This is a genomic window from Paenibacillus sp. J22R3 (genome assembly GCF_056269305.1).
The window spans coordinates 499,255-520,988 of record NZ_JBWDNS010000004.1 but is presented as its reverse complement, the minus strand read 5'-3'; the positions used below and the strand labels follow the sequence as shown (position 1 = coordinate 520,988).

Here is a 21,734-nt window from a genome sequence, read left to right as displayed (position 1 = left end):
CGAACAGGATTTTCGCGTAAACGAACTGAAACCGTATAGGCTTATTATTGGTGCCAATATAAATTTTTCAAAATCTAACGAACCCCTCAGAGGAAGCGGGAAACGCTAACGAACCGTGGAGGTCTTATTTGCCTCATAATAGCTCCAAAAAACGCTAACGAACCGCGAAGGCCTTATTTCACGATTTAGTTGTGATTTGGAGCCGGTTTGCCAAATTAAGACCCCTACGGTTCGTTAGAAATAATAGGCAGCTATTTTCGCATCAATAGCGCCTCTACGGTTCGTTAGAATAATTAGGCAGCTATTCTCGAAGCATTACTAGAGTACATTTACGCGTAGTCACGGCAATATAGTAAAGAGGCCGGCTGCATCTCGCAGCCGACCTTCTTAATTTAATGGCGATGCATGAAATTGATAATCGCCTGCACGGCTTCTGCGCGAGTTGCGGTGCTAAGCGGTGAGAATTGCTGAGCTCCGGTTCCTTTCATCAGGCCGGAAGCTACAGCTTGATTCACGTCTTCCTTCGCCCACGAAGCAATCTGCTCCACGTCCGTGAATGGCTGTGCTTCGGCTGCCGAAGGCGTGCCAGCAGCTTGTTTCTTGCCGCCGAAAGCCAGCATTCGGTTCATCAGAACCGCCATTTCCTGACGGCTGATAGTCGCTTGTGGAGCAAACAATGCGGCGCTTCTGCCTTGGATCAATCCATGCTCGTAGGCAGCCTTTACAGCATCCGCATACCAGCTATCAGCAGCAACATCTGTGAAGACCTGTTTCGCATCTTCACCTGCCGAAAGCTGCAGAGCATTCACCATCAACTGAACGAATTCCGCACGGCTGCTCGCTTGCGTCGGTGCGAAGCTGTCGTCGCTTACACCTTTCACAAGATGATGTGCCGAAGCCTCTGTAACTGCTGCAAAAGCCCAGTGTGTTGAAGGTAAATCTTTAAACGTCTTCTTATACGTCATAACCGCATAAGTGCTGAAATGAGTGAGCGGTGCAGAGATACTGCCTGCTCGCTCATCGACCTGTCCGCCTACATACTCCCAAGCGCCAGATATAGGGTTGTAGTAGTAAATTCCCATGAGCTCCGGATGTCCGGCTGCTCCAACGTCAAACGGGATGGTAAGTATAACAGGCTTCTCAAACTTCGTCAGCTTATGCTGCTTCCCGTCCTTCGTTACGATAGCAAGCTCCAGTTGATAGACTTTACCTTCTAGCTGGTACCCTGCTTGCAGGGGAGCTCCCTCTCCCGTACCCTGATTCTCCTTAGCAGCCAGTTGAAGAGATATCTTCGCATCTCCCCGTACGTTCGGTTCAACCAGCGCAAGTAATGCTTGCAGCACTTCCGGAGCGATTTCCGCCTTCACTCCTTGAGCGTCTACAACAAGGATGTTGTCCCCAATAGTACTCGCCAGGGCCGCTGGAATCAGCAATTCATTCTTACCGCCTTGCAGCGTAACCGAAACCTTGCCATCCTTGATGCCGCTCTTCACATCAGCCTCACTGATATTCTGCTGGTTCTGCAGCAGCTGGTCCGGTACATAAACGTAACCCGATCCGCTCCCATCACCGTCATCCGGATCTTCTGGATCCACCGCGCCTTGATAGACGCCAATCGAATCCACATAAAGCGTACCATCGCCTACCGGTCCATCCCCTTGATTAATGTACAGCGAGAACTCTGCGAGTGAACCAAGATCAATAATGCCATTGCCCTTGGTATTCCATGGTGCATGCCGGAATTCGGAGAACGGAAGTTTCAGGACACCTGCCTCCGTGCCGGATAGAACGCGGTAAGCCTCCCACGCTTCGCCGTCCGGTTCAATAAATTGAATGGTTAGCTTGCGGCCCGATCCATCCGGTGTCAGCCAGAAGGAGACACCATCATAGCCTGCCCATGACATGCCACTCAGGTTCTTGGTCATACCTGCGAAGTTCGTAGCTTCCGTCAGCGTGTACGTATAACGAAGGCCGTATTTGCCGGCTTCCTTATGTTCGCTGTCCGGCGTCAGTGTAACAGGTCCACCCCACGTATTGCTCGTGTAGGCTTTCTGCGCAATGAGCTCGCCTCCGCCATAATAGTCAAAGTTGTCGATAATCGGCACATTGCCAAGCTTCAGATCATCGACATAGAGCACATGACTGCCTGCCGAGCCCGCACCCTTATTGACGAAGATCGAGTATTCCGTCAATGCCGACAAGGAGAGCAATCCATCTCCGCTCGACCACGGATTACGTGCGAAGCCGCTTAACGGCACTTCATATACGGCGCCTTCCGTTCCGGCAGGCGTAAGCTGCGCTTCCCAATAGTCGCCATCTGCATCCTTCAACTGCAGCGTGACACCGTTCTGCGAGCCATCCGATTGGAGCCACAGGGAAAGGGCGTTGCCGCCGGATGTCAGATTCATGCCGCCAAGCAATTTGGTCACGCCGGCATAACCTTTCTCATCTGTCAGCGTGTAGGCCAGCTTAAGGCCGTATTCCCCTTCAGACTTATGCGCCGTATCCAAACTTACAACGATCTCATCGCCGTCGCTTTTACTCACATAAGCGGCAGATGTCAGACTATCCGAGCCCTGGTAATATTCAAAGCCATCCATATGACCGACTTTAGCCACTTGAATGGAATCGAAATACAGCGTCCCTTCACCCGCGCCACTTCCGCCTTTCTCCACATAAAGAGAGAATTCTGCAATGGAACCCAAGTCGATCACGCCATTAACAGGCGCATTCCAACCGGGTCTGGCAAAGGCATGGAACGGAATTTGCACGAGTCTTGCCTCATCGCCGGACACGCGCAGTTTCGCTTCCCAATACTCGCCGCTTGTTTCTTTAAACTGTACGGTAATCCCGCGGTTCTGGCCGTCCGGCTTATACCACAGCTCGATGCCATTGTTACCGCTCCAATCGATGCCGTCCATATTCTTCGAGATGCCTGCATACCCCTTCGCATCGGTAAGGGCATAAACCAGCTTCAGTCCATAATCGCCGCCAGCCTTCACATCCGAAGAGAGCGACAGAGTAAGTGGATCCCCGCCGGAATTCGGCGCATAGGCTGCTTGAAGACGAGAATCATCGCCTTCATACGATTCGAAGGTATCAATGGTCGGAAGCCGGTACAATTTAATGCTGTCAAAATAAACCACATACTCCGCCGGCGCTCCGTCTACGTAAAGCCCGAAGGAGGCAACCTTTCCGGCATCAATCACGCCGTTTCCTTGCGATGCATGACTATCCTTCCACCACTGCGGAATGTAGAACTTGCTGAACGGGACCTGCACGAGAACCGGGTCTGTACCGGAGATCCGCAGGTCCGTCTTCCACACCTCGCCTGCCGTATCAAGGCCCTCCGTTAATTGCAGCGTAACGCCCATATCGACTCCGCCGGGCTGAACCCAGAATTGCATGCCGCTGTTTCCGGACCAGTCGGCGTTGTTCAGCGCCATCTCGAGGCCGCCCCAGCCCTGGCTCATCGAGGTCTCCAGCTTCAAGCCGTAATCGCCCTCGTTCTTATGCGATCCATCCAGCGTTAGCGTAATCGGCGAACCGGACTCGTTCACCGCATAGGCACTGCGAAGTGCAGTACTCGAGCCGCTGTAGCCGTCAAAGCCGTCAATCAGCTGGCTCTTCGACAGCTCAGGCGGTGCTTCAAGCTGCTCGTCGCCTACGCCGATTGCAATTCTGCTCACTTGCGGGTTCCAGGTCTGATCCGCTTGGCTTAACGGGAATTGAACCTTCAGATATCGCGTTCCCGCAGGCAGCTTATACGCCGTATACTCAGTGCGCGTCCACCAGCCGTCCCCGCCTTTGCTGGCTTTCACGGCCGTGCCGTACTCCGTGAAGCTGACGCCGTCAGCAGACGTGAAGAATTTGAAATCCCCCACGAGATAGGCACTTGGATCCTGCCTTGCATACGTAAGCAGCTTAAAGTAATTCATGTCACCGCTCGTCTTGTACTGGAAGAACTCTTCCGTATCGGAGCTACGGGTAAGTCGTTTGTTATCGCCGCCAAAATACGCATCCGGGTTGTCGGTGCTGAAGCTAAGGTTGATGCTGCGGTCATTCATTTTGACAAAATTGTTCATATCATCGATCAGCACGCCGTTAGCCAACTCCGGACGTTGAATAGAATCCGGGAAGGTCAGCGCGCTGCCGTCCGTGCTGTACTCAATTTCTACTTCTCCAAGCTGAGAGGCGCTGTAGTCGCTTGGGAATACGAGCTTCACAAACTTGGCCGCCGCGGGCAGGCTGCCCGAATACTGTACTTGATGCCACGGGCCGCCATTATCAACCGCTGCAGCATCAAGCGCCTCATAAGACTCGCCATCTGCGGAGGTGAAGATACTGTAAGCCGCAGAAGCCAGCTTCTCAGGGTCGATGTAGGCAGTCGCCTCAACCTGCAGCCCCGTTACTCCTGAAGCAGATGTCGGCAGCGCATACACAATATATTGCTCCTGCGAGGTTTCCAGCTGCTTGAACCGTGAAGGGTCGCCGCCGAATCGAACGGGATTCTTCGCTTCGAATTCCAAGTCGGTCGAGTAATCATACAGATGCGAGAAATTACGCATGACGTCCTTGATGACATGCTTAGCGGCAACCGGTCCTACCACAGCCGAATAATCGGATGAGCCGGACGCGTTATTCGCTTTCAATCGGTAGTAATACGACGTGCCGCTTACGGCTGACGTATCATGGAACAGCTGTGTCTCTCCCTCGACCGCATCGGAAACACCATTCCCGACAACGCTCCAAGATCCATCCACCGAACCCGCATCCGCATCCGAACGTTCAACGGTATACGAGCTGGCACCGACAGATCCGAGCCATGAGATCGTGGACACCTCATCGATCGGCAGCAGCTGCGGCGTATCCGGAATCGGCAGCGGAGGGATCTCGTTAATGCCGCGAATATGATAGGCATGCTTGCTCAGTGCCCGAAGCAAATTCGTTTCGTCGAAACCATCGCCGGAAGGGAAGCCCGGCCAGCGGTATGCGCCGTAGAAGACGCCATCCTTAACACTTTCCGTGTGCGGGTAGAAACCGCCGTCGCGGTTATGCATGCGCATGCTCCAGATCATGGCGCCGCTTGCACCGCTTTCCTCCACGATGCTTAAGAACTCATCCACCTGCGTCGTCGGCTTGAAGCCGAACTCGCCAATGATGAATGCTTTCTTGCCGCGTGCCTTGCCCATATCCAAATTGGCCTGCGCGCCATAATCGGAGTAATGGTCCGGGTAATAGTGATTGGAGACGATGTCGATATTAGGATCGTTCAACGAAGCATCGTCAATGCCATATTTTCCGTCGATAACCAAGTGTTTGGCATCTAGGCTCTTGATATATGCCGCGATATCGCTGGTCCATGCTTGTGTCGAAGGCACCAGCTCGTTACCTGTCTCCCAGCCCAGAATAGCGGGATCATCCTTGTAAGCTACACCTGTGTAGCTGTTCACTCTGTTCAGCACATAAGCAATGACCGACTTGAAATCCGCAACCAGCTGCGGATCGCTCCAGAAGGCCGCTTCGCTCTTGCCGCGGAAAGCCGCATACTCCTTTATGCCGCCTTGCCACTGATACTGATCGACGAAAGGAAGAATAATGCGCACGCCGTACTGATTGGCGAGCTGCAGCATTTTATCCAGCGCCTTGAACACCTCTTCGTTAAACTGCAGCGGACCGCCCGGCGTGGCAGGTCCCATAACAGCCCGCTCCTCAGTCGTGTCATCCGCTTTCTTCACAGACAGTACATAAGGCCGCGTTACATTCCCGCCCATTTGCACAAGTGCTCGGAACGCATCCTCCTGCTCCCATGCAGTCGGAACCCGCCAATGAATGTCTTCGATCATGCTGAGCGTCGGCACGTTGGCCGAAATAAACCGGAACGTCGTCTCGCCGTCCTTCAATGTATCGCCATCACGCGTAATAAAATCCTCAAAAACAGATGCAGCCGCAGGCAACTCTTCCGCCTGAACCGGCCGCGGAGCCGAAAAAACCGATAAAAAAGATGACACCGTGAGAGCCAGGGTCATCAGGATAGGTATATAACGTTTGAACAAGATTGTTACCTCCCGAACATGGAATGTGTGGAGAAGCCAAACTTATTTGACCGAACCGCTTACAATACCAGAGAAAATATAACGCTGCAGAAACAAATACATGATCACAGTAGGAATTAAGATAATCACGACAGCCGCGCTGATCAAATTCCACTGAGCGCTGTTCACCCCGGCGAACTTCATAAGCGACGTCGAAACGACGCCCAGCTTCTGCGCCGGCATGTACAGATACGGGATGTACATATCGTTATAGATGGAAATGGTCTTAATAATCGTGACCGTCGCCGTTGCCGGAATGAGCAACGGGAAGATAACCGAGCGGAAAATCCGCACCAAGCTCGCGCCTTCCATCATCGCACTTTCGTCGAGATCAAACGGAATACTGCGAATGAATTGCAGGAAGATATAAATCTGCACCACGTCTGTGCCCAGATAAAGCAGCACCGGCGCCATATGCGAATTGAACAGTCCAAGCTCCTTGACGATCGAGAACGTAGCGACCTGTGTCGTCACCGAAGGAATTAGCGTAGCGAGCACGTAGCCGCCGAGCAAATATTTCTTCAGCTTAAATTGGAAGCGACCGAGCGCGTAGGCTGCCATCGTGCCAATGATGATATTTCCTATCAACGCCAGTACAAGGATGATGCTCGTATTCCAGAAGGCGCGGCCCATATGGCCGATTCTCATCACCGTTTCGAAGTTTTCCAGGTTAAAGAAGCTGCGCGGCATCTCGAATACGGACGACGTGTTATATTCCTCCGTTCCCTTGAAGGCGTTCAGAATCACGACATAAGGGGGGAAGAGAACGAGAAAAGCAGCCAACGTCAGCAGCAAATAGTGCATGGCAAGAAAGGGATTGTTGCGTTTAAAGATCGACATGGTGTTCCATCATCCCTTCTCTTCCCGAAGAATAAATTTACGCTGAATCGTAATGACAACAATGACAATCAGCAGCAGCACGACGCCCATTGCCGAGGCAAGACCGTAGTTGCTGTAGTGAAAAGCCGTATCCACCGTCTTCGTCACAAAGGTATCGCTGGCTCCCGCCGGTCCGCCCTTGGTCATAATAAACGGCAAATCAAACACTTCAAGCGCACCTGTTACGGTAAGCAGCATGGAGAGCTCAACAATCTTGAGAATACTCGGCCATGTGATGTAGATGAAGGACTGCCGTTCATTCGCTCCGTCGATCAGCGCTGCCTCGTACAGATCATCCGGAATCGACTGCAATGCGCCCAAGTAAATGACCATATTAAACCCGAGATACTTCCACATCGAGATGAACGCAAGCGAGATATTGACCGTATGCTTGTTGCCCAACCAGCTTGTAATGAGACTGTCGAGTCCAAGCGCAGTCAGCAGCCCGTTCAGCGAGCCGTCCTGAGAGTCGTACACGTAGGAGAACATATACGCAATGGCCACGCTGTTCATGATGTAAGGCAGGAAGATGAGCACACGGTAGATATTGCGGCCGCGCAGCTTCTTATTGAGCACGACGGCGAAATAGAGGGCAAGGATATTTTGAATAATGCCGCCGAAGAAGTAATACAGGTTGTGGGAGAACACGCTGAAAATTTCACTGTTGCGGAAGATCTCCCTGTAGTTGTCTAAGCCAACCCACCCCTTCGCCGCACTATAGCCATCCCAAGAGGTTAAGCTTAAATAGAGCAGCATCACGCCCGGATACAAGGAGAAGAGGACCAATAGGGTGACAGGCAGCAGCAGAAAGGTGAATAACACGATGATCTTCTGCTTCTTGTAAATGGAGGAATACATGCAAAGCCCCTTCCCGGTTCAATAACAACATACAATAGAAACGGGGCATGACATGAACCGTTCACGTCATGCCCCTCTCTCCAAAAGTTATTTCGATGCTACTGCGGCGCGTGCTTCTTTCCAGCGCTTGTTGTAGTCGGCGAATACTTTGGACACATCGTCCGCCATGATGACATCTTGTGCAAAGCCGCTTGTATCGAACTGCATTTTGTTGCCGATGCTGACATACTCGTCACTCTCTGCTACCATCTCAACCACTTGCGGCTTAAAGGACATGAATTCTGCCAACTGTGGCAGCTTGGATTCTTTATCCTTCAATACCGGAATGAATCCGCCGAAATCATCATAACCGGATTCCTCGACAAGCCATTTCAAGAAGGCTTTGGCTGTTTCCACATTGCCACTGTTCTTGCTGACTGCGTATGCGTAGTCCGGGCTCAGAAGTGCTTTGGCTTCGCCGCTGTTGTCGATTGGAAGCGGGAAGAAACCGACATCCTCAGACTTCGCGCCATTATCGATGACTTGATTAATAACCCAGTTGCCAAGGAGGTACATCGCGGTTGTGCCGGAAGCAACGTCTTTCTTCGAGCCTTCCCAGTTCGTGGACATCAGATCTTTCTCAACATAGCCTTTATCTACGATGGTTTTAATGATGTTCATCGCTTTCCAGTGCGGGCCATCTACAGGGAATGGCTCGTCTTGACCGGCCATCGTATTGTGCAGACCCGGGTCATTGGCGAACAAGAACGCTTCTTGATCCCAGCCCATGAGCGGCCATTTGTCCTTGAAGTTCGTGGAGAGTGCGACGATACCGGCTGCTTTGAGCTTCTCGCATGCAGCGTAGAACTCATCCAATGTTTTTGGAACAGCGGTAATGCCTGCTTTCTCAAAGGCTTTCTTGTTATAGGTAACGCCCATTGCCGAGCTGCCGGAAACGATCCCGTAAGTAGAACCATCCTGCGTGTAATTATCTTTAAAATAAATGCGGTCGTTCAGTCCCAAATCATCCAGCGGAGCGAAGAATTCCGGCAAATTCGCTTTCGTTACCGTCTTCGGAACGAGAATGACATCAGGCAGCTCATTGGATGCCAGACGCACCTTCATCGATTCCTCGTAGTCCTTGATCGCTTCGAACTCCACCGTTGCTTCCGGGTACTTCTCTTTGAACCGTTTGGCGTATTCCTTCAGCTCGGTTTCTACTAAATCCGTACGGTTCGTCGCGAATACGATCTTGCCTTTAATCGCATTCTCCGCAGCCGGTTCAGCTTCGTTCGTTGCAGCCTCGTTCGTTGTTGTATTGGTTGTGCTCTCTGTCGCTGCTGCTTCTTTATTCACCTCGTCATTGTTGCCGTTTGACGAACAGCCTGCAAGCGCTGCCCCGAATACTACCGTCGACAACACCAGTGATGCCCACTTCTTCATTTCCTTCTTCCCCCTCATCCGTACTGGAGCGTTTTGTTATCGTTTACATTTTGAATTATGGAGGAATTTGAGAACGCTTTCTATGCAGCCGTTTTGTATTTATTGTCTTCTTTTTGGGTCCGTATCGACGATTAGCTGCCGCTCGTCTGATTCCTATATTTCTGCGGCGTGACGCCGACCGTTTTCTTAAACAGCTTGTTAAAGTAGATGCCGTCCGCATATCCTACGAGCTCGCCGATCTGATAGGCCTTGAGGTCGAGCCTGTCCTTCAGATACTCTTTGGCCTTAGCCATGCGCACCGCAGTGATATATTCCGTAATGGTCTGATTCGTCTCCCGCTTAAACAGGAAGCTGAGGTAGCTCGCGTTCAAGAAGACCGTCTCCGAGAGTGCAGTCAGCTCGATTTCCTCCCGGTAATGCTCCTGAATCCACAGCTTTACCGTCTCGATGACGCGCTTGCTGCTTGCATTGCGGGTCGGCTCCAGCGCTTTCACCACTTGATCGACGATGGCAATTAACCATTCCTTCAAATCTCGCATCGCAAAATGAGAGCCAACCGTCCGGTGAAAATCAAACGTCGCCCCCTGCAGCTCATAGAGCGCATCCAAGAAGCCGTCGATCTTGGTCGTGAGCGTATAGAAGAGATGGCCGGCCATATGCATAATCTCGTCATAGCCGGCTTTTCCCCGCTCCGCTTCAGCAAAGAATAACGGGATGACTTGCTTGATCGTATGGGAATCTAGCATCTCGCAGGCCGTCTTGAATTGTTCATCGAGCGCCGGCATGTTGAATTTCCATAGCTCTGCTTTCGCGGGCAGATCCTTCAAATTCATCGCGAACGTCTCGCGTTCCTTGTAGAATTGATGCCTGCTCGCGGCGAGCGCTTCTACGTAAGCACCATGCCATGTGCCGCCTTGGCCTTGCGGCAGCACGCTTTCCCCGATGGCAATAAATCCGCCGCTGCGGTTGTGCATATAGTCCATCATCCGAAGGCTGATAGCACGCAAGCTCCGCTCAGGCTGCTTGCTGTCCTCCTGAACGAAAAGCAGTACCGCGATGAGGTTGTTCTCCATCACGACGACATGATGGAACATGCCTTTGCTCTCGTCGAGGTAGTGAAGCAGGCTCTCATGAGCGAGCCTATTAGAGGTGCGAAATACCATCACGGCGCCTCTGCCGGATTGCAGCTCGACCAAGCCCGGCTCGAATTGCTCGGCGGCTCCGCCGCTTTGCAGCAGCTTTCTTAGCTGATCTTCCAGCTCTTGACCCTTCTGCTGCTTCGCGGCTGCAGCCAGCTGCTCCTCGCTCTCGCGCCGCTCCGACAGCCGCCGGTCTACCGTTAGCAGCAGCTGTGACAGCTCCTGCATATCTACCGGCTTAATCATATAATCATCCACGCCGAACTGAATGGCTTTGCGCGCATATTCAAAGTCATTGTAGCCGCTCAGAATCAGGCACCGAATGCCGGGCAGCTTCTCCTTCACAAGCTCGATGAACCGCAGCCCGTCCATGTAAGGCATCTTAATATCCGTAATGATGAGGTCCACCTGCAGATCCGGTGCGCCGATCGCGGCCAGCGCTTCGGCTCCGTCCTCGTAGCTGCCGACAATGCGGTAATCGCTCGAGAACCTCGTAATCATTTTCTCAAGACCGAGTCTTATAATTTCTTCATCGTCTACGATGGCGATGTTAAGCATCGTTATACTCCCCCAGTAATCTGATCTATGCTAAGCGCGGAAGACGGATAAGGCAGTGACAGCGTGACAATGGTGCCTTCGCCGACACGGCTGTCGATGGCAACGCCATAGGCATTCCCGTAGCGCAGCTTGATTCGCTCGTTCACATTCTTAAGGCCGATGCCGGATTTCATGTCCGTTTGCTCCGTCTGCCCGTTCAAATACTGCTGCAAATGCTGGAGCGTATGCGGATTGATGCCATTGCCCTCGTCTTGGATGTGAATATGCAGCAGCTCTCTCTCCAGCGTCGCGTAGACGCGGATATGCACCTTCGCTTTCTTCCCTTCCACGCCATGCAGAATCGCATTCTCCACAATCGGCTGGAACGTCAGCTTCAGCATGTGATAGCTCAGCACCTCAGGAGGCAAATCCGCCTCCCATTGGAATTGGTTCTTGAAGCGATATTTGAGCAGATCGAGATAGTTGCCCAGATGCTGGAGCTCCTCCTGCACCGTCACCATTTCTTTGCCTCGGTTAATGCTGTACTGCATGAGCTTGCCAAGAATGAAGGTCATATCGGCCACATCGTTATCGTCGTTCAGGATCGCCTTCATGCGAATGGTCTCCAGCGTGTTATAGATAAAGTGCGGATTGATTTGGCTTTGCAGCGCTTCAAGCTCGGCTTCGTTCTTGCGGCTCTGGATGACGTAAATCTCGTCGATCAGATCTTTGATCCGCCTCAGCATGCGGTTGAACTGGATGCCAAGCACGCCGATCTCGTCCTTATTCTTGACCTTGAAGCTGATATCGAGGTTACCTTGCTGAACAGCTCCCATCAGATTCGACAGCTTGCGGAGCGGATGCGTAAGTCGGAATGAAATCACAATCGAGACGATGAGTGCGACGATCATGATGATGATCGTTAAGCCTGTAGTGAGGTTGCGCGTAATCTTAGCGTCCTTGTGCAGATGCTTGACCGGAATGTAGACAATTGTGCGCCAACCGGTTATCTGGGACTCATTGTAGGTCGCAATGTAGCTTTCGCCGTCAATCGTCGTCTCCACGCTGCCCTGCGTGCCCTTAATGTCTGCGAGCAGCTGCGGGTCGGAGAGCGGCTTGCCGATGGACTTCTTCAGACTGTCATAAATAACCTGATGCGCGTTGTCGATAATGAGCGTTCTGCCTTTGGTGATGGAGTCCATTTGCTTGACCGTATCTTCGATAATGCTCAGCTTCGTATCGACGACGATCGTGCCGATGGACTTATAGGAGCTGACGTCGCGGATATCCCGAATAACCGAGAATACGTAGTAGGGGGTATGACCCGGAATCGATATTTCCTGCGTACTCAGAATGACCGGATTGCCTTTGCTTTGAGCGGCCAGCTTCGTCCATTTCGGGAATTGTTCCTTGAGGTCGGAGCGGACTGAATCCGTTTTCATTCTGTAAAAGACGTTGCCGTAGAGATCCAGAATATAGGTGGAGCTCATATCCTTGTTCATATTGTTCATCAAGCCGATGTAGAAATCGATCTTCTTCTGCTTCGACAAATCGAGGCTCGGCGAGACGAGAAACTGCTGCAGCTCGGAGGAGAACAGCGGGATCTTCGTAATCATCATCATGTTGGAAATGTTCTCTTCGAGCTTGCTCTGGAAGTTGTAAATCGCTTCGTTCATGTATTTCGTCGTATTGTCATTGATCGAGCTGACATAGTTCTGGTAAGAGATGTAGCTGATCGCAATGATGGGACTGATAATGAGAAAGAGAAACACTGCCGTCAGCTTCTTCTGCATACTGTTGTGCACCATAAAAAAAGACCATAACCGTCTAATCGAACCGCGCATGAGCCATCCTCGCCATCATCCTATTTTCAGTTCATCGTACATCACCTCTCTTGTCCTAGCAATGCAAATAATAGAAATGCAAGGGTGACGAGACGATGGAAAACCCGCTCCTTCACTAGGAAGGCCGCGGGTTTTCTAGTGTTTACGGACGTTCTATATGTTGCGCCGGTACTGGCCTCCGACCTCATAGAGCGCGTGTGTAATTTGTCCGAGACTCGCCACTTTGACGGTTTCCATCAGCTCCTCGAACAGATTGCCGCCGCTAATTGCGATTTGCTTCAGCCGCTGCAGCGCTTCAGGCGCAGCCTGTTTGTGCTGCTCATGGAAGCCGCGTAAACCCGTTATCTGCTGCTCCTTCTCTTCCGAGGTCGCCCGCGCTACCTGCAGCTCTGCTACATGCTCCTTGGGCTGCGGACTGAGAAATGTATTCACGCCGATGATGGGGAGTTCGCCGCTATGCTTCTTCATCTCGTACACGTACGATTCATCTTGGATCTTCCCCCGCTGATACTGGGATTCCATCGCCCCAAGCACGCCGCCTCGCACATGCAGCCGCTCGAATTCCAGCAGCACCGCTTCCTCTACCAAATCCGTCAGCTGCTCGATCAGATACGAGCCTTGCAGCAAATTCTCGCACCGCATTAGCCCGAGCTCCTTGTTAAGGATGAGCTGAATCGCCATCGCCCGGCGGACAGCTTCTTCGGACGGTGTCGTGACCGCTTCGTCATACGAGTTCGTGTGCAGCGAATTGCAATTGTCCATAATCGCCATTAGTGCTTGGAGCGACGTGCGGATATCGTTAAAGTCCACCTCCTGCGCGTGGAGTGAGCGGCCTGAGGTTTGGATATGATACTTCAGCTTCTGACTGCGCTCGTCGGCACCATATCGGTCCCGCAGCACTACCGCCCAGATTCGCCGCGCTACTCTTCCGATGACCGCATACTCGGCATCCAAGCCGTTGCTGAAGAAGAACGACAGATTCGGAGCAAACGCATTGATCGGCATCCCCCTGCTGAGGTAGTACTCGACATACGTAAATCCGTTTGCCAGCGTGAACGCAAGCTGCGTAATAGGGTTCGCCCCCGCCTCCGCGATATGGTAGCCGGAGATGGATACGGAATAATAATTACGTACCTCGTGATCGATAAAATACTGCTGGATATCCCCCATCATCCGAAGCGCGAACGGCATGGAGAAGAGGCATGTATTCTGCCCCTGGTCTTCCTTGAGGATATCCGCTTGAACTGTGCCGCGAACAGTGCGGAGCGTTTGCTTGCGGGTGTCCGCAGATTCCTCCGAGGTGAGAGCGCCGCCGGGCTTGCTTGCAGCCGCTTCCAGCTGTTGCTGCTCGATGGCGATATTCATAAACATCGCCAGCAGCATAGGCGCCGGCCCGTTAATCGTCATCGAGACGGATGTAGCCGGATGACACAGTTGGAACCCGGCGTACAGCTTGCGCATATCGTCGAGTGTGCAGACACTGACGCCGCTCTCGCCGATTTTGCCGTAGATATCGGGTCTGTACGCCGGGTCTTCCCCGTACAAGGTTACGGAATCGAATGCCGTGCTGAGCCGTTTGGCCTGCTCCCCTTTCGAGAGGTAATGGAATCTGCGGTTCGTCCGTTCCGGCGTACCTTCTCCGGCGAACTGACGCTTCGGGTCTTCCCCCTCGCGCTTGAACGGGAATACGCCTGCCGTGTACGGAAACTCTCCGGGGCGGTTCTCTTGGTATGCCCAGTGGATGAGCTGGCCCCAATCCTCATAGGACGGAAGCACAACTCGCGGAATATCCAGACCGGACAAGCTTCTGGTATACAGCTCGTTTGTGATCGTTTGGCCGCGAATGGTCGTGGTAAGCGTCTGGGTACGGTACGCCTCAGCCAGTGTGGGCCACTGCTTCAGAATGGCTCGCGATGCTTCGTTCAGCTTGCTTAAGTACGTATCGCGGAGCCACTCAAGCGAAGGCAGGGCAGACTTGTCGCCTTCTGACCTTGCTGCCTCAAGCGTTCCTTCGATGCGGTAGCACATTCGCGCGGCCGCGGCTTGCTCCTCGGTTAGCTGCTTGTAGCGGCGGACGGTTTGCACAATTTCACTCAAATAGCCGCTTCGTTCATCCGGGATGATCGTTTGCTTCCGCGATGGCTGGCCGGGCTCGCCGACTTTGCCGGCTGCGGTGACGTCGGACGCCGCAGCCCCCCCATTGGCATCCAACCCATTGGCTGCATCTACCTTGCCTGCCGCGCCGACACCAACCGAACCCGCATCAGCCCCCGCTTCGCCGCTTCGCTCACTCAGCTTCTGCATGATGGCCGCGAATAATCGGCTCATGCCCGCATCATTGAATTGACTCGCATTCGTGCCGTACACCGGCATGTCCTGCCAATTCCGGTCAAACTGCTGCCGGCTGCGCTGGACCTGCTTCTTCACCTCTCGCAGCGCGTCCTCGGAGCCGCGGCGATCGAACTTATTAATGACGATCAGATCGCCGTAATCGATCATTTCGATCTTCTCCAGCTGGCTCGGCGCGCCGAATTCACTCGTCATGACATAGACCGATAGATCCGCCACCGCCGTAATTTGGTTATCCGCCTGGCCAATACCGCTCGTCTCCACGACGATCAGATCATAGCCTGCGGCTTTCGCTGTTACGATCGCGTCCGCGATAGCTGCGGACAGCTCCGATCTTGATCCGCGGGTGGCGAAGCTCCGCATAAACACGCGGTCCGAATACACCGCGTTCATCCGAATGCGGTCGCCAAGCAGCGCGCCGCCGGTCTTCTGTTTGGTTGGATCAACCGACAATACGGCTATCGTCTTGAGAGAGTCATGCTGCAGATAACGATGCACGAACTCGTCGGTCAGGGAGCTTTTGCCCGCGCCGCCGGTGCCGGTAATGCCCAGAACAGGCGCGTCCCCGGCTGCCAATGAAACGTCCGCGAACAGCTCTCCGAGTCGCGAAGCTTCTGTCGCAGCGGCTGCTACCCGCTGCTCTGCCAATGTCATAAAGCGCGCAGTTATGCGGTCACTTCCAGCCCCAAGCGCCGCACACTCGTCAACGAAATCGGCCACAGTGGAATAGTCGCAAGCCTCCAGCATGACGTTAATCATGCCTTGCAGACCAAGACGCCTTCCGTCATCCGGAGAGAAGATGCGCGTTACTCCGTAGCGATGAAGCTCTTCCGCTTCCGCCGGCAGAATTACGCCCCCGCCTCCCCCGAATATGCGAATATGGCCGGCCCCCGATTCCCTGAGCAGCTCCACCATATATTTAAAGAATGCCACATGTCCGCCCTGATACGAGGAAACCGCGATTCCCTGAACATCCTCTTGAATAGCTGCTTTTATGATCTCGCGTACGGATCGATTATGTCCCAGATGGATGACCTCTGCGCCGCTCGCCTGCAATATTCGTCGCATGATGGTGATGGATGCGTCATGCCCGTCAAACAATGCGGATGCTGTAACGAACCGAACCTGGTGTACCGGCACATACCGACTAATCCCTTCGTTCATACCGATCGCCTCCGAATGCTAGCGTTGTCTGTTATCTTTATGCGACTAAGCGTATCCTTATATCCAAAAAGAGCTGGTCTCTCAAGGTCAAAATACCTTGAGGGACCAGCCCCTTCTTCATCATTTGTACAAACTTGTTTCGTATTTGTAACGGTTGTGACAGTGGCTATTTTGCATAAAATGCCCACTTTTATTCTCCAACGGTTGCCGTAGAGCTTATATGGAAATTTCCGAGCCGAAACCAACGCTAATACTGGAAATAATCTCTGTCACAACCGTTAGCGCTTTATAAGTCGTCTTTGACCTAAAATAAGTACGCTGACAACCGTTACAAAGCATAAGCAACGGTTACTGCGAGGGAGTTTCCAAGGAAGAACCGCCGAATTCCCTTATCGCTGATTCAGCTAGGATTCCTTATTCGCATCCGATACACGGTATGCGCCGTATATGGCCAAATCGTCTTCACCCAGATGCTCGGGGATCTCAACATTGGGGGTACCTAGCGCTTCGTGGATTCGCATCCATAGGAGCGTTCGTTCATAACGCTGATGGATGCTGCCGAACCGATGGTTCTCTAAGAATGCCTTCGCTTCGGCCAGCGACCCACGAGCGGCTAACATCGCCGCCTTGCGCTCCACCAGCCCGTCGTCTTGCAACGAATCCACCTGCTTGAACCAGCGCTCCCGTTCCTCCAGCGTGGAATGCCCGATGGCCTCGAGCGTCATATCCCGCTCAATGAACAGCTGCGGGTGCAGCTTCCATGCCGCGGATTCCATGCAGTCATACGCGACTCTTGACGCTTCATAGTCCTGCTTCACGACGCGCAGCAGTCTTCCGAGCAACGCGTAGGCACAGTCCAGTTGCAGCGTTTGCAGCAGCTCAATTGCTCCGTCCATCTCTTCGCGCGAAGCCAACCATACCGCGCGGTAATAGACCCAGAGCGATCGGTTCACTTCTTCCACTTCTTGCATTGCTGCCCAGTGCAGCGCCTCGCCCAGCTGCTCCATTCCGGAAGGAGGCCAACAGCCGCTCTCCGGTTCAGGCGGTGCATAACACATCTCGCCTAAGCCCCCGCTCTCATCGTAAGCGGACAACAACGCAAGCCAAGGAAGCATCGTCTCACGCTTCACCCAATCGAATACCGGCACTTGGCTAAGCTCCACGAGCTGTGGAGTCGGAAGCGTAATCGCTCGAATGTCCAGCGGCGCCGTACTTGGAATCCAATATTCCACATGCGTATGCCTCGCACCCGGCTGCAGCTTGGTATTGTCCGCCTGCTCCAGCAACGGCCCCGCTTGAATCTCGACATAGCTCTCTTGTCGCTGCGCAGTCTGATGCGCCCAAGCTTCGTGTCGGCCGGTGCCGTACAACCAAAGCTTCATCCCAGGCGTAACAGCCGGGTCAGCAACATGATAGAGCCCGCTTCCCAGACTCGGCGTGTACATCCCGAATGCCGTGCAGTCGGATGTCTTCCAGAAGAACCCCTGCATCCGATCGAAATCCGCTAAACGATACTCGCGCTCCCCGCTCCACTCCAGCTCTTCAAGCACATCCGCATGCCGAAGCACATGTCCTGCAGGGAAATGAAACTGTGAATCGTCGCGAGCCGGCAGCGCGGCATTGGACCAAGACATCCATGCATGCGCCTGCGAATTCGGATTTACGAAGGTCGTACGTTGGGTCAGGAACCGGTCCCGCTCCCCTAGCGAATACTCCACCGTCCAATGCATCCCGTAGCGCGCTTCTCGCTCGCCGCACCAGACATACAGCCGATCGCCGATTTGCTCGGCAGCAGCATGCACCGCTTCGATCTGCACAGGCGTATGCGCAATCGGGAAGCTCACTTCTATGCCGCCGCTGATAAATGCCATTCGCGGCAGGATGCGCACCGGCCGCACCGAGCCTGCATGGAACAGAATCTCCTTGCTGCTTGCTTTATCGAGGATGGAATGGATCTTGCCGCCTAGATCGGGACAGACCGTTACCTTCAGCCAGTCATTCTCGATCGCGATCATCCGCAGCTTGCGGAGCACCGGCCGCTCCGCTGTCTCACTAAAGCTCACATACGGATAGATGCCTTCCTCATCGCAGATGGTTGGAACAGGACCGCAAGGCTGTGACTCGTGAACGAGCATCGGCTCCCGCCACTCGGTACGCTTCAGCATGAGAACTCCCCTTGCTTGCAGGCAAGAATCCACTGATTCACGCGCTGACGCATGCGCAGCAGCCAAGCGCTGCCTTTCTCATAATCTCTAAACGTAAGAGGCCCCGCCATTTCCTCTTCCAGCAATGCAACCACGGCTTCTTTGCCAATGCAGCTCTCCAGCAATTGAAGCGCTCGAATATCTTGGAATGCTTCGCGCAGCACTTCAAGCCGAATGGACGTGATCGGACCGTCCTTGCCCGGATAAACCAAGAACGCATCCCCCGAAGGGAAAGCATGATCAGCGTCCGTCACCGTGAACGGATCGATAGCTCGGCGTGAACGCTGGGAATACCAGTGATTGTAGCCCCAGTGCAGAAACCCTTGAATATTGTGCTTATACAGCTGAACGCCGATAATTCGGTTGCGAGCCGATGGCATATTGAAGAAGCGGTTCGATTCGTTATGCTTGTACTCGCAGCAGCAATAATAGGCCCAGAGCGGGTCCGCCTCTCCGGCAATGTAAGTGTGAATATGCTCGGTGGATACAACGGGATGCGTCAGCAGCCCTTTCTCATAGAACTCATATTCGGATAAGGCATCGATGATCGGAAACTCGCCATCAAACAACGAGCGGACAAGCGTGCTTGCCTTCGTATACGACTCCAGATCATGGAGCGTCGGCTCATCGGACAAGTGGAAATAACAGCTTTGCTCCAGACCATGCAAGCGAATGAACTGCACCAGTTCCGGAATGAACTGCGTCAGGAATTGGTTGTATTCCTCTCCGGCGGCATCGGATTCCCAACCGAAAATTTGCACATTCTCACCCTCGACCTCAGCCATGATCTTCGGCGCATGCTTCGCTCCCCATTGCGTGAATAAGTGGGAAAACTCGAACCGCTGGATCCCATTGCGACGGCATAGCTCTACCCATCTCTCCAGCAACGAGAAATCAAACTGATAACCACGCTCTTGCCCATGACCGATGCGTTTCACGCCAATCAGCTGGACAGTCGGGCGATATTTGCCGAAATCCAGCTCAAGCGGCGGCGAGAACAACGGCGTCAGGATCAAGTTCATGCCATATTCAGCATAATGTGCGACATAAGTCTCGATGATGCTCCAATGTGCTTCCGAGAAGATGCCGACTTTGTACTGGGTGGCAAGACAATCGAAATAGAACCATTCCGTATGGAGAAGACGCTGCTCCGGAAGTTCAGCGTTAATAACCTGAAGCCGGAAAGACTCCAAACCAAGCTCCACGCCGGATTCGTCCGTGAATCGAATTGCGATGGAATGGTCGCCAGGCGTGACATCGCCGGCGTTTCCGAGCTTTACGGTCACCCAAACGGAGCGCCACTGCTTCGGAAGCGCATGTACAGTGCCGTCCTCCAGCGGATTAAGCGGATCCGGGTATAATCCCGGCGTAGTCCGCAGCAGATAATCGTCAGGGTCGTTATAGTTGGTCAGCTCAGAGGGTGCCAGGCCGACGCTTCTAATTGAGATAGCATCCGCCAAATCCGGTGATTCGGCAGATACCCGAATGTTCTTCATTAAGTAAGCAGCGCGGTACGCAACCTGGAAGGAATAATATTCGCCAAGCAGCGCTGAGCCTTCTTGAAAGGCGGACTCCAGCAGCTCTTCGTCGGCAAACACCTTCACAAGGGAATGAACGCATTTCGTCTCAAAAGTCTGTGACATCTTATCTCTCCTCCGACAGTGCCTGCAGCAGTTTGCGGTGCACATGCTCGAAGTGCTCCGGATCCTCATTGGCTTCATTGAAGCTGATTAAACAGCTATGCGTCAGTTCATCTGCAAGCGCCTTATCCTTCTTCGCAAGCTGCCTCAGCAGCTCATAATCCTCAATACCTGCACGCATCGCCTCTAAACGCACGCTTCCGATCGGACCATTCGTCCCCGGGAATGTGATATGCGTATCCCCCGGCGGGAAGCATAGATCCGTCTGCTCGTAGGGATCCTTGTCGTCATCGCAATGATTAAGCCCCCAATGCAGGAACCCTTCCAAATCATATTTATAATTGCCCCAATGCAAATACCTCGTCCGCAGCAAAGGCATGTCCCACAGGCGATTCATCGAAGAGCCCCCGGGGAAGCAGCAGGTATAGAACCACAGCTTATCGCCAAGTGATCTCAGCTTCTCGAACTGTTCGCGATGCTCCAAGTAGTAAATATTCTTCGGTACCAGAATGTCGACTGAACCGGCCAAATCATACGTTTCTACCGCTTCGAGCAGCGGAATGCCCGGCATAAATTTACGAACGATACCCGATAGAATGCGATATTCCTCCACGCTCGTTCCGATCGGTTCGTCCGCTACATGCTGCACCAGCTTGCTCAGCCAGCCATTCTGCTCGAGGAACGTCCGCCAAGCAGGCAGAAATTGCGACAGATACGCATAACCTTCCGTCGATATCGCTTTAAGCGCTTCTCCGCCGTTCCATGTATTCCAAATATGGAACTCCGAGCCCCAGAAATCCTTGCGTCCGGCAACCAGGCCGCCTTCAATAAACGTAAAGCCAAGGCTAAAGTAAAGCCGAATAAGCCGCTCAGCCCGTTCAAAATTAAACGCGTAGGCGTCTTCACCGACAAGGCTCACCTGAACCGCATCCATCGGCACCCAGAAATGCGTTTGCCGAGCACGGCGCATCAATCTGCCGTATTTCTCAATCATCGCCCAATGCCCTTCCGACCACAGTTCTACGTTGTAGCGTTTGGCCATATTCGGCAGGCTGAACCAGTTGGTAACCGCCAGCGTCTCCTCTTCTGGCACCACCGCTTGATACACCTCAATTTCGACCGGAATAAGGCAAGTTTCTTCGCCTATTCTAACGGCCAGCTCACCTGTGTAAGTACCTGCTCCGGCATCCGTCGGAATCTCCCAGCAAAGGTAAAGCGCTTCCGTAGCAGCGCGGCTTACGACACCGTCCTTTAACGGATTCATAGCTTCGTACACGCGAAAAGGCGCCTGACGCGTCGTATATCCTTCCGCGGATTCGCCTTCATGCACGCAATGGCTAACCGGACCCGTATTCTTTTCCACAAAAATATCCATTAACTGAAAGACCTCGGGCTGGCGCAAAAACACGCTGCCCGTCGAACGTACGAACTCACAGTGAATCTCGGCATTTGGCGCAACGTCGTTAAACAGAACCTGGCAAGCAGCGTAGCTGCCTCTTGCTGTATGCAGCTTAATCGCTGTGTTACCGTCCTCCGACACGACGCTATCCGGGTAGATCCATTCATTCATGCTGAAGATTTGAGCTTTCATTCGAGTTATACC

Annotated in this window: 10 protein-coding genes; all 10 read right to left on the bottom strand. The window is 53.2% G+C overall.

Translation table 11 applies throughout. The features are described 5' to 3' along the window. Positions 1 to 392 precede the first annotated feature (392 nt). The 10 genes from AC0YN4_RS20995 to AC0YN4_RS20950 all read right to left on the bottom strand — a co-directional run bounded on the left by AC0YN4_RS20995 (position 393) and on the right by AC0YN4_RS20950 (position 21,722). Complete coding sequence (locus tag AC0YN4_RS20995; protein ID WP_475836672.1) at positions 393 to 6,056, bottom strand: carbohydrate binding domain-containing protein; 5,664 nt, start codon at positions 6,054 to 6,056, stop codon at positions 393 to 395. A gap of 42 nt (positions 6,057 to 6,098) precedes the next feature. Further along, positions 6,099 to 6,935, bottom strand: coding sequence for a carbohydrate ABC transporter permease (locus AC0YN4_RS20990; protein ID WP_475784130.1), 837 nt, complete (start codon positions 6,933 to 6,935; stop codon positions 6,099 to 6,101). A 9-nt stretch (positions 6,936 to 6,944) separates the two neighbouring features. After that, the gene (locus AC0YN4_RS20985; protein WP_090983285.1) at positions 6,945 to 7,832 is read right to left on the bottom strand and encodes a carbohydrate ABC transporter permease; all 888 of its coding nucleotides are present in this window, start codon (positions 7,830 to 7,832) and stop codon (positions 6,945 to 6,947) included. 87 nt (positions 7,833 to 7,919) lie between these two features. Continuing rightward, a complete protein-coding gene (locus AC0YN4_RS20980) occupies positions 7,920 to 9,254 on the bottom strand; it encodes an ABC transporter substrate-binding protein (RefSeq protein ID WP_475836671.1) in 1,335 nt (444 codons plus the stop codon). Positions 9,255 to 9,385: 131 nt separating this feature from the next. Further along, positions 9,386 to 10,951, bottom strand: a complete 1,566-nt coding sequence (locus AC0YN4_RS20975; protein WP_475784128.1) for a response regulator — start codon at positions 10,949 to 10,951, stop codon at positions 9,386 to 9,388. A gap of 2 nt (positions 10,952 to 10,953) precedes the next feature. Next, on the bottom strand, positions 10,954 to 12,723 hold the full coding sequence (locus AC0YN4_RS20970; protein ID WP_475784127.1) for a cache domain-containing sensor histidine kinase: 1,770 nt from the start codon (positions 12,721 to 12,723) through the stop codon (positions 10,954 to 10,956). 204 nt (positions 12,724 to 12,927) lie between these two features. Beyond that, a complete protein-coding gene (locus AC0YN4_RS20965; protein WP_475836670.1) occupies positions 12,928 to 16,287 on the bottom strand; it encodes a methylmalonyl-CoA mutase family protein in 3,360 nt (1,119 codons plus the stop codon). A 404-nt stretch (positions 16,288 to 16,691) separates the two neighbouring features. Beyond that, positions 16,692 to 18,452 carry a DUF5107 domain-containing protein gene (locus AC0YN4_RS20960; RefSeq protein WP_475836669.1) on the bottom strand — a complete coding sequence of 587 codons (1,761 nt, stop codon included), beginning with the start codon at positions 18,450 to 18,452 and terminating at the stop codon, positions 16,692 to 16,694. Continuing rightward, positions 18,446 to 20,134: a DUF4091 domain-containing protein gene (locus AC0YN4_RS20955; protein ID WP_475836668.1), complete on the bottom strand. Its 1,689-nt coding sequence runs from the start codon at positions 20,132 to 20,134 to the stop codon at positions 18,446 to 18,448. The genes AC0YN4_RS20960 and AC0YN4_RS20955 overlap by 7 nt, the downstream gene beginning before the upstream one ends. Position 20,135: 1 nt before the next feature. After that, the gene (locus AC0YN4_RS20950) at positions 20,136 to 21,722 is read right to left on the bottom strand and encodes a DUF4091 domain-containing protein (protein ID WP_475836667.1); all 1,587 of its coding nucleotides are present in this window, start codon (positions 21,720 to 21,722) and stop codon (positions 20,136 to 20,138) included. Between the last annotated feature and the right edge of the window lie 12 nt (positions 21,723 to 21,734).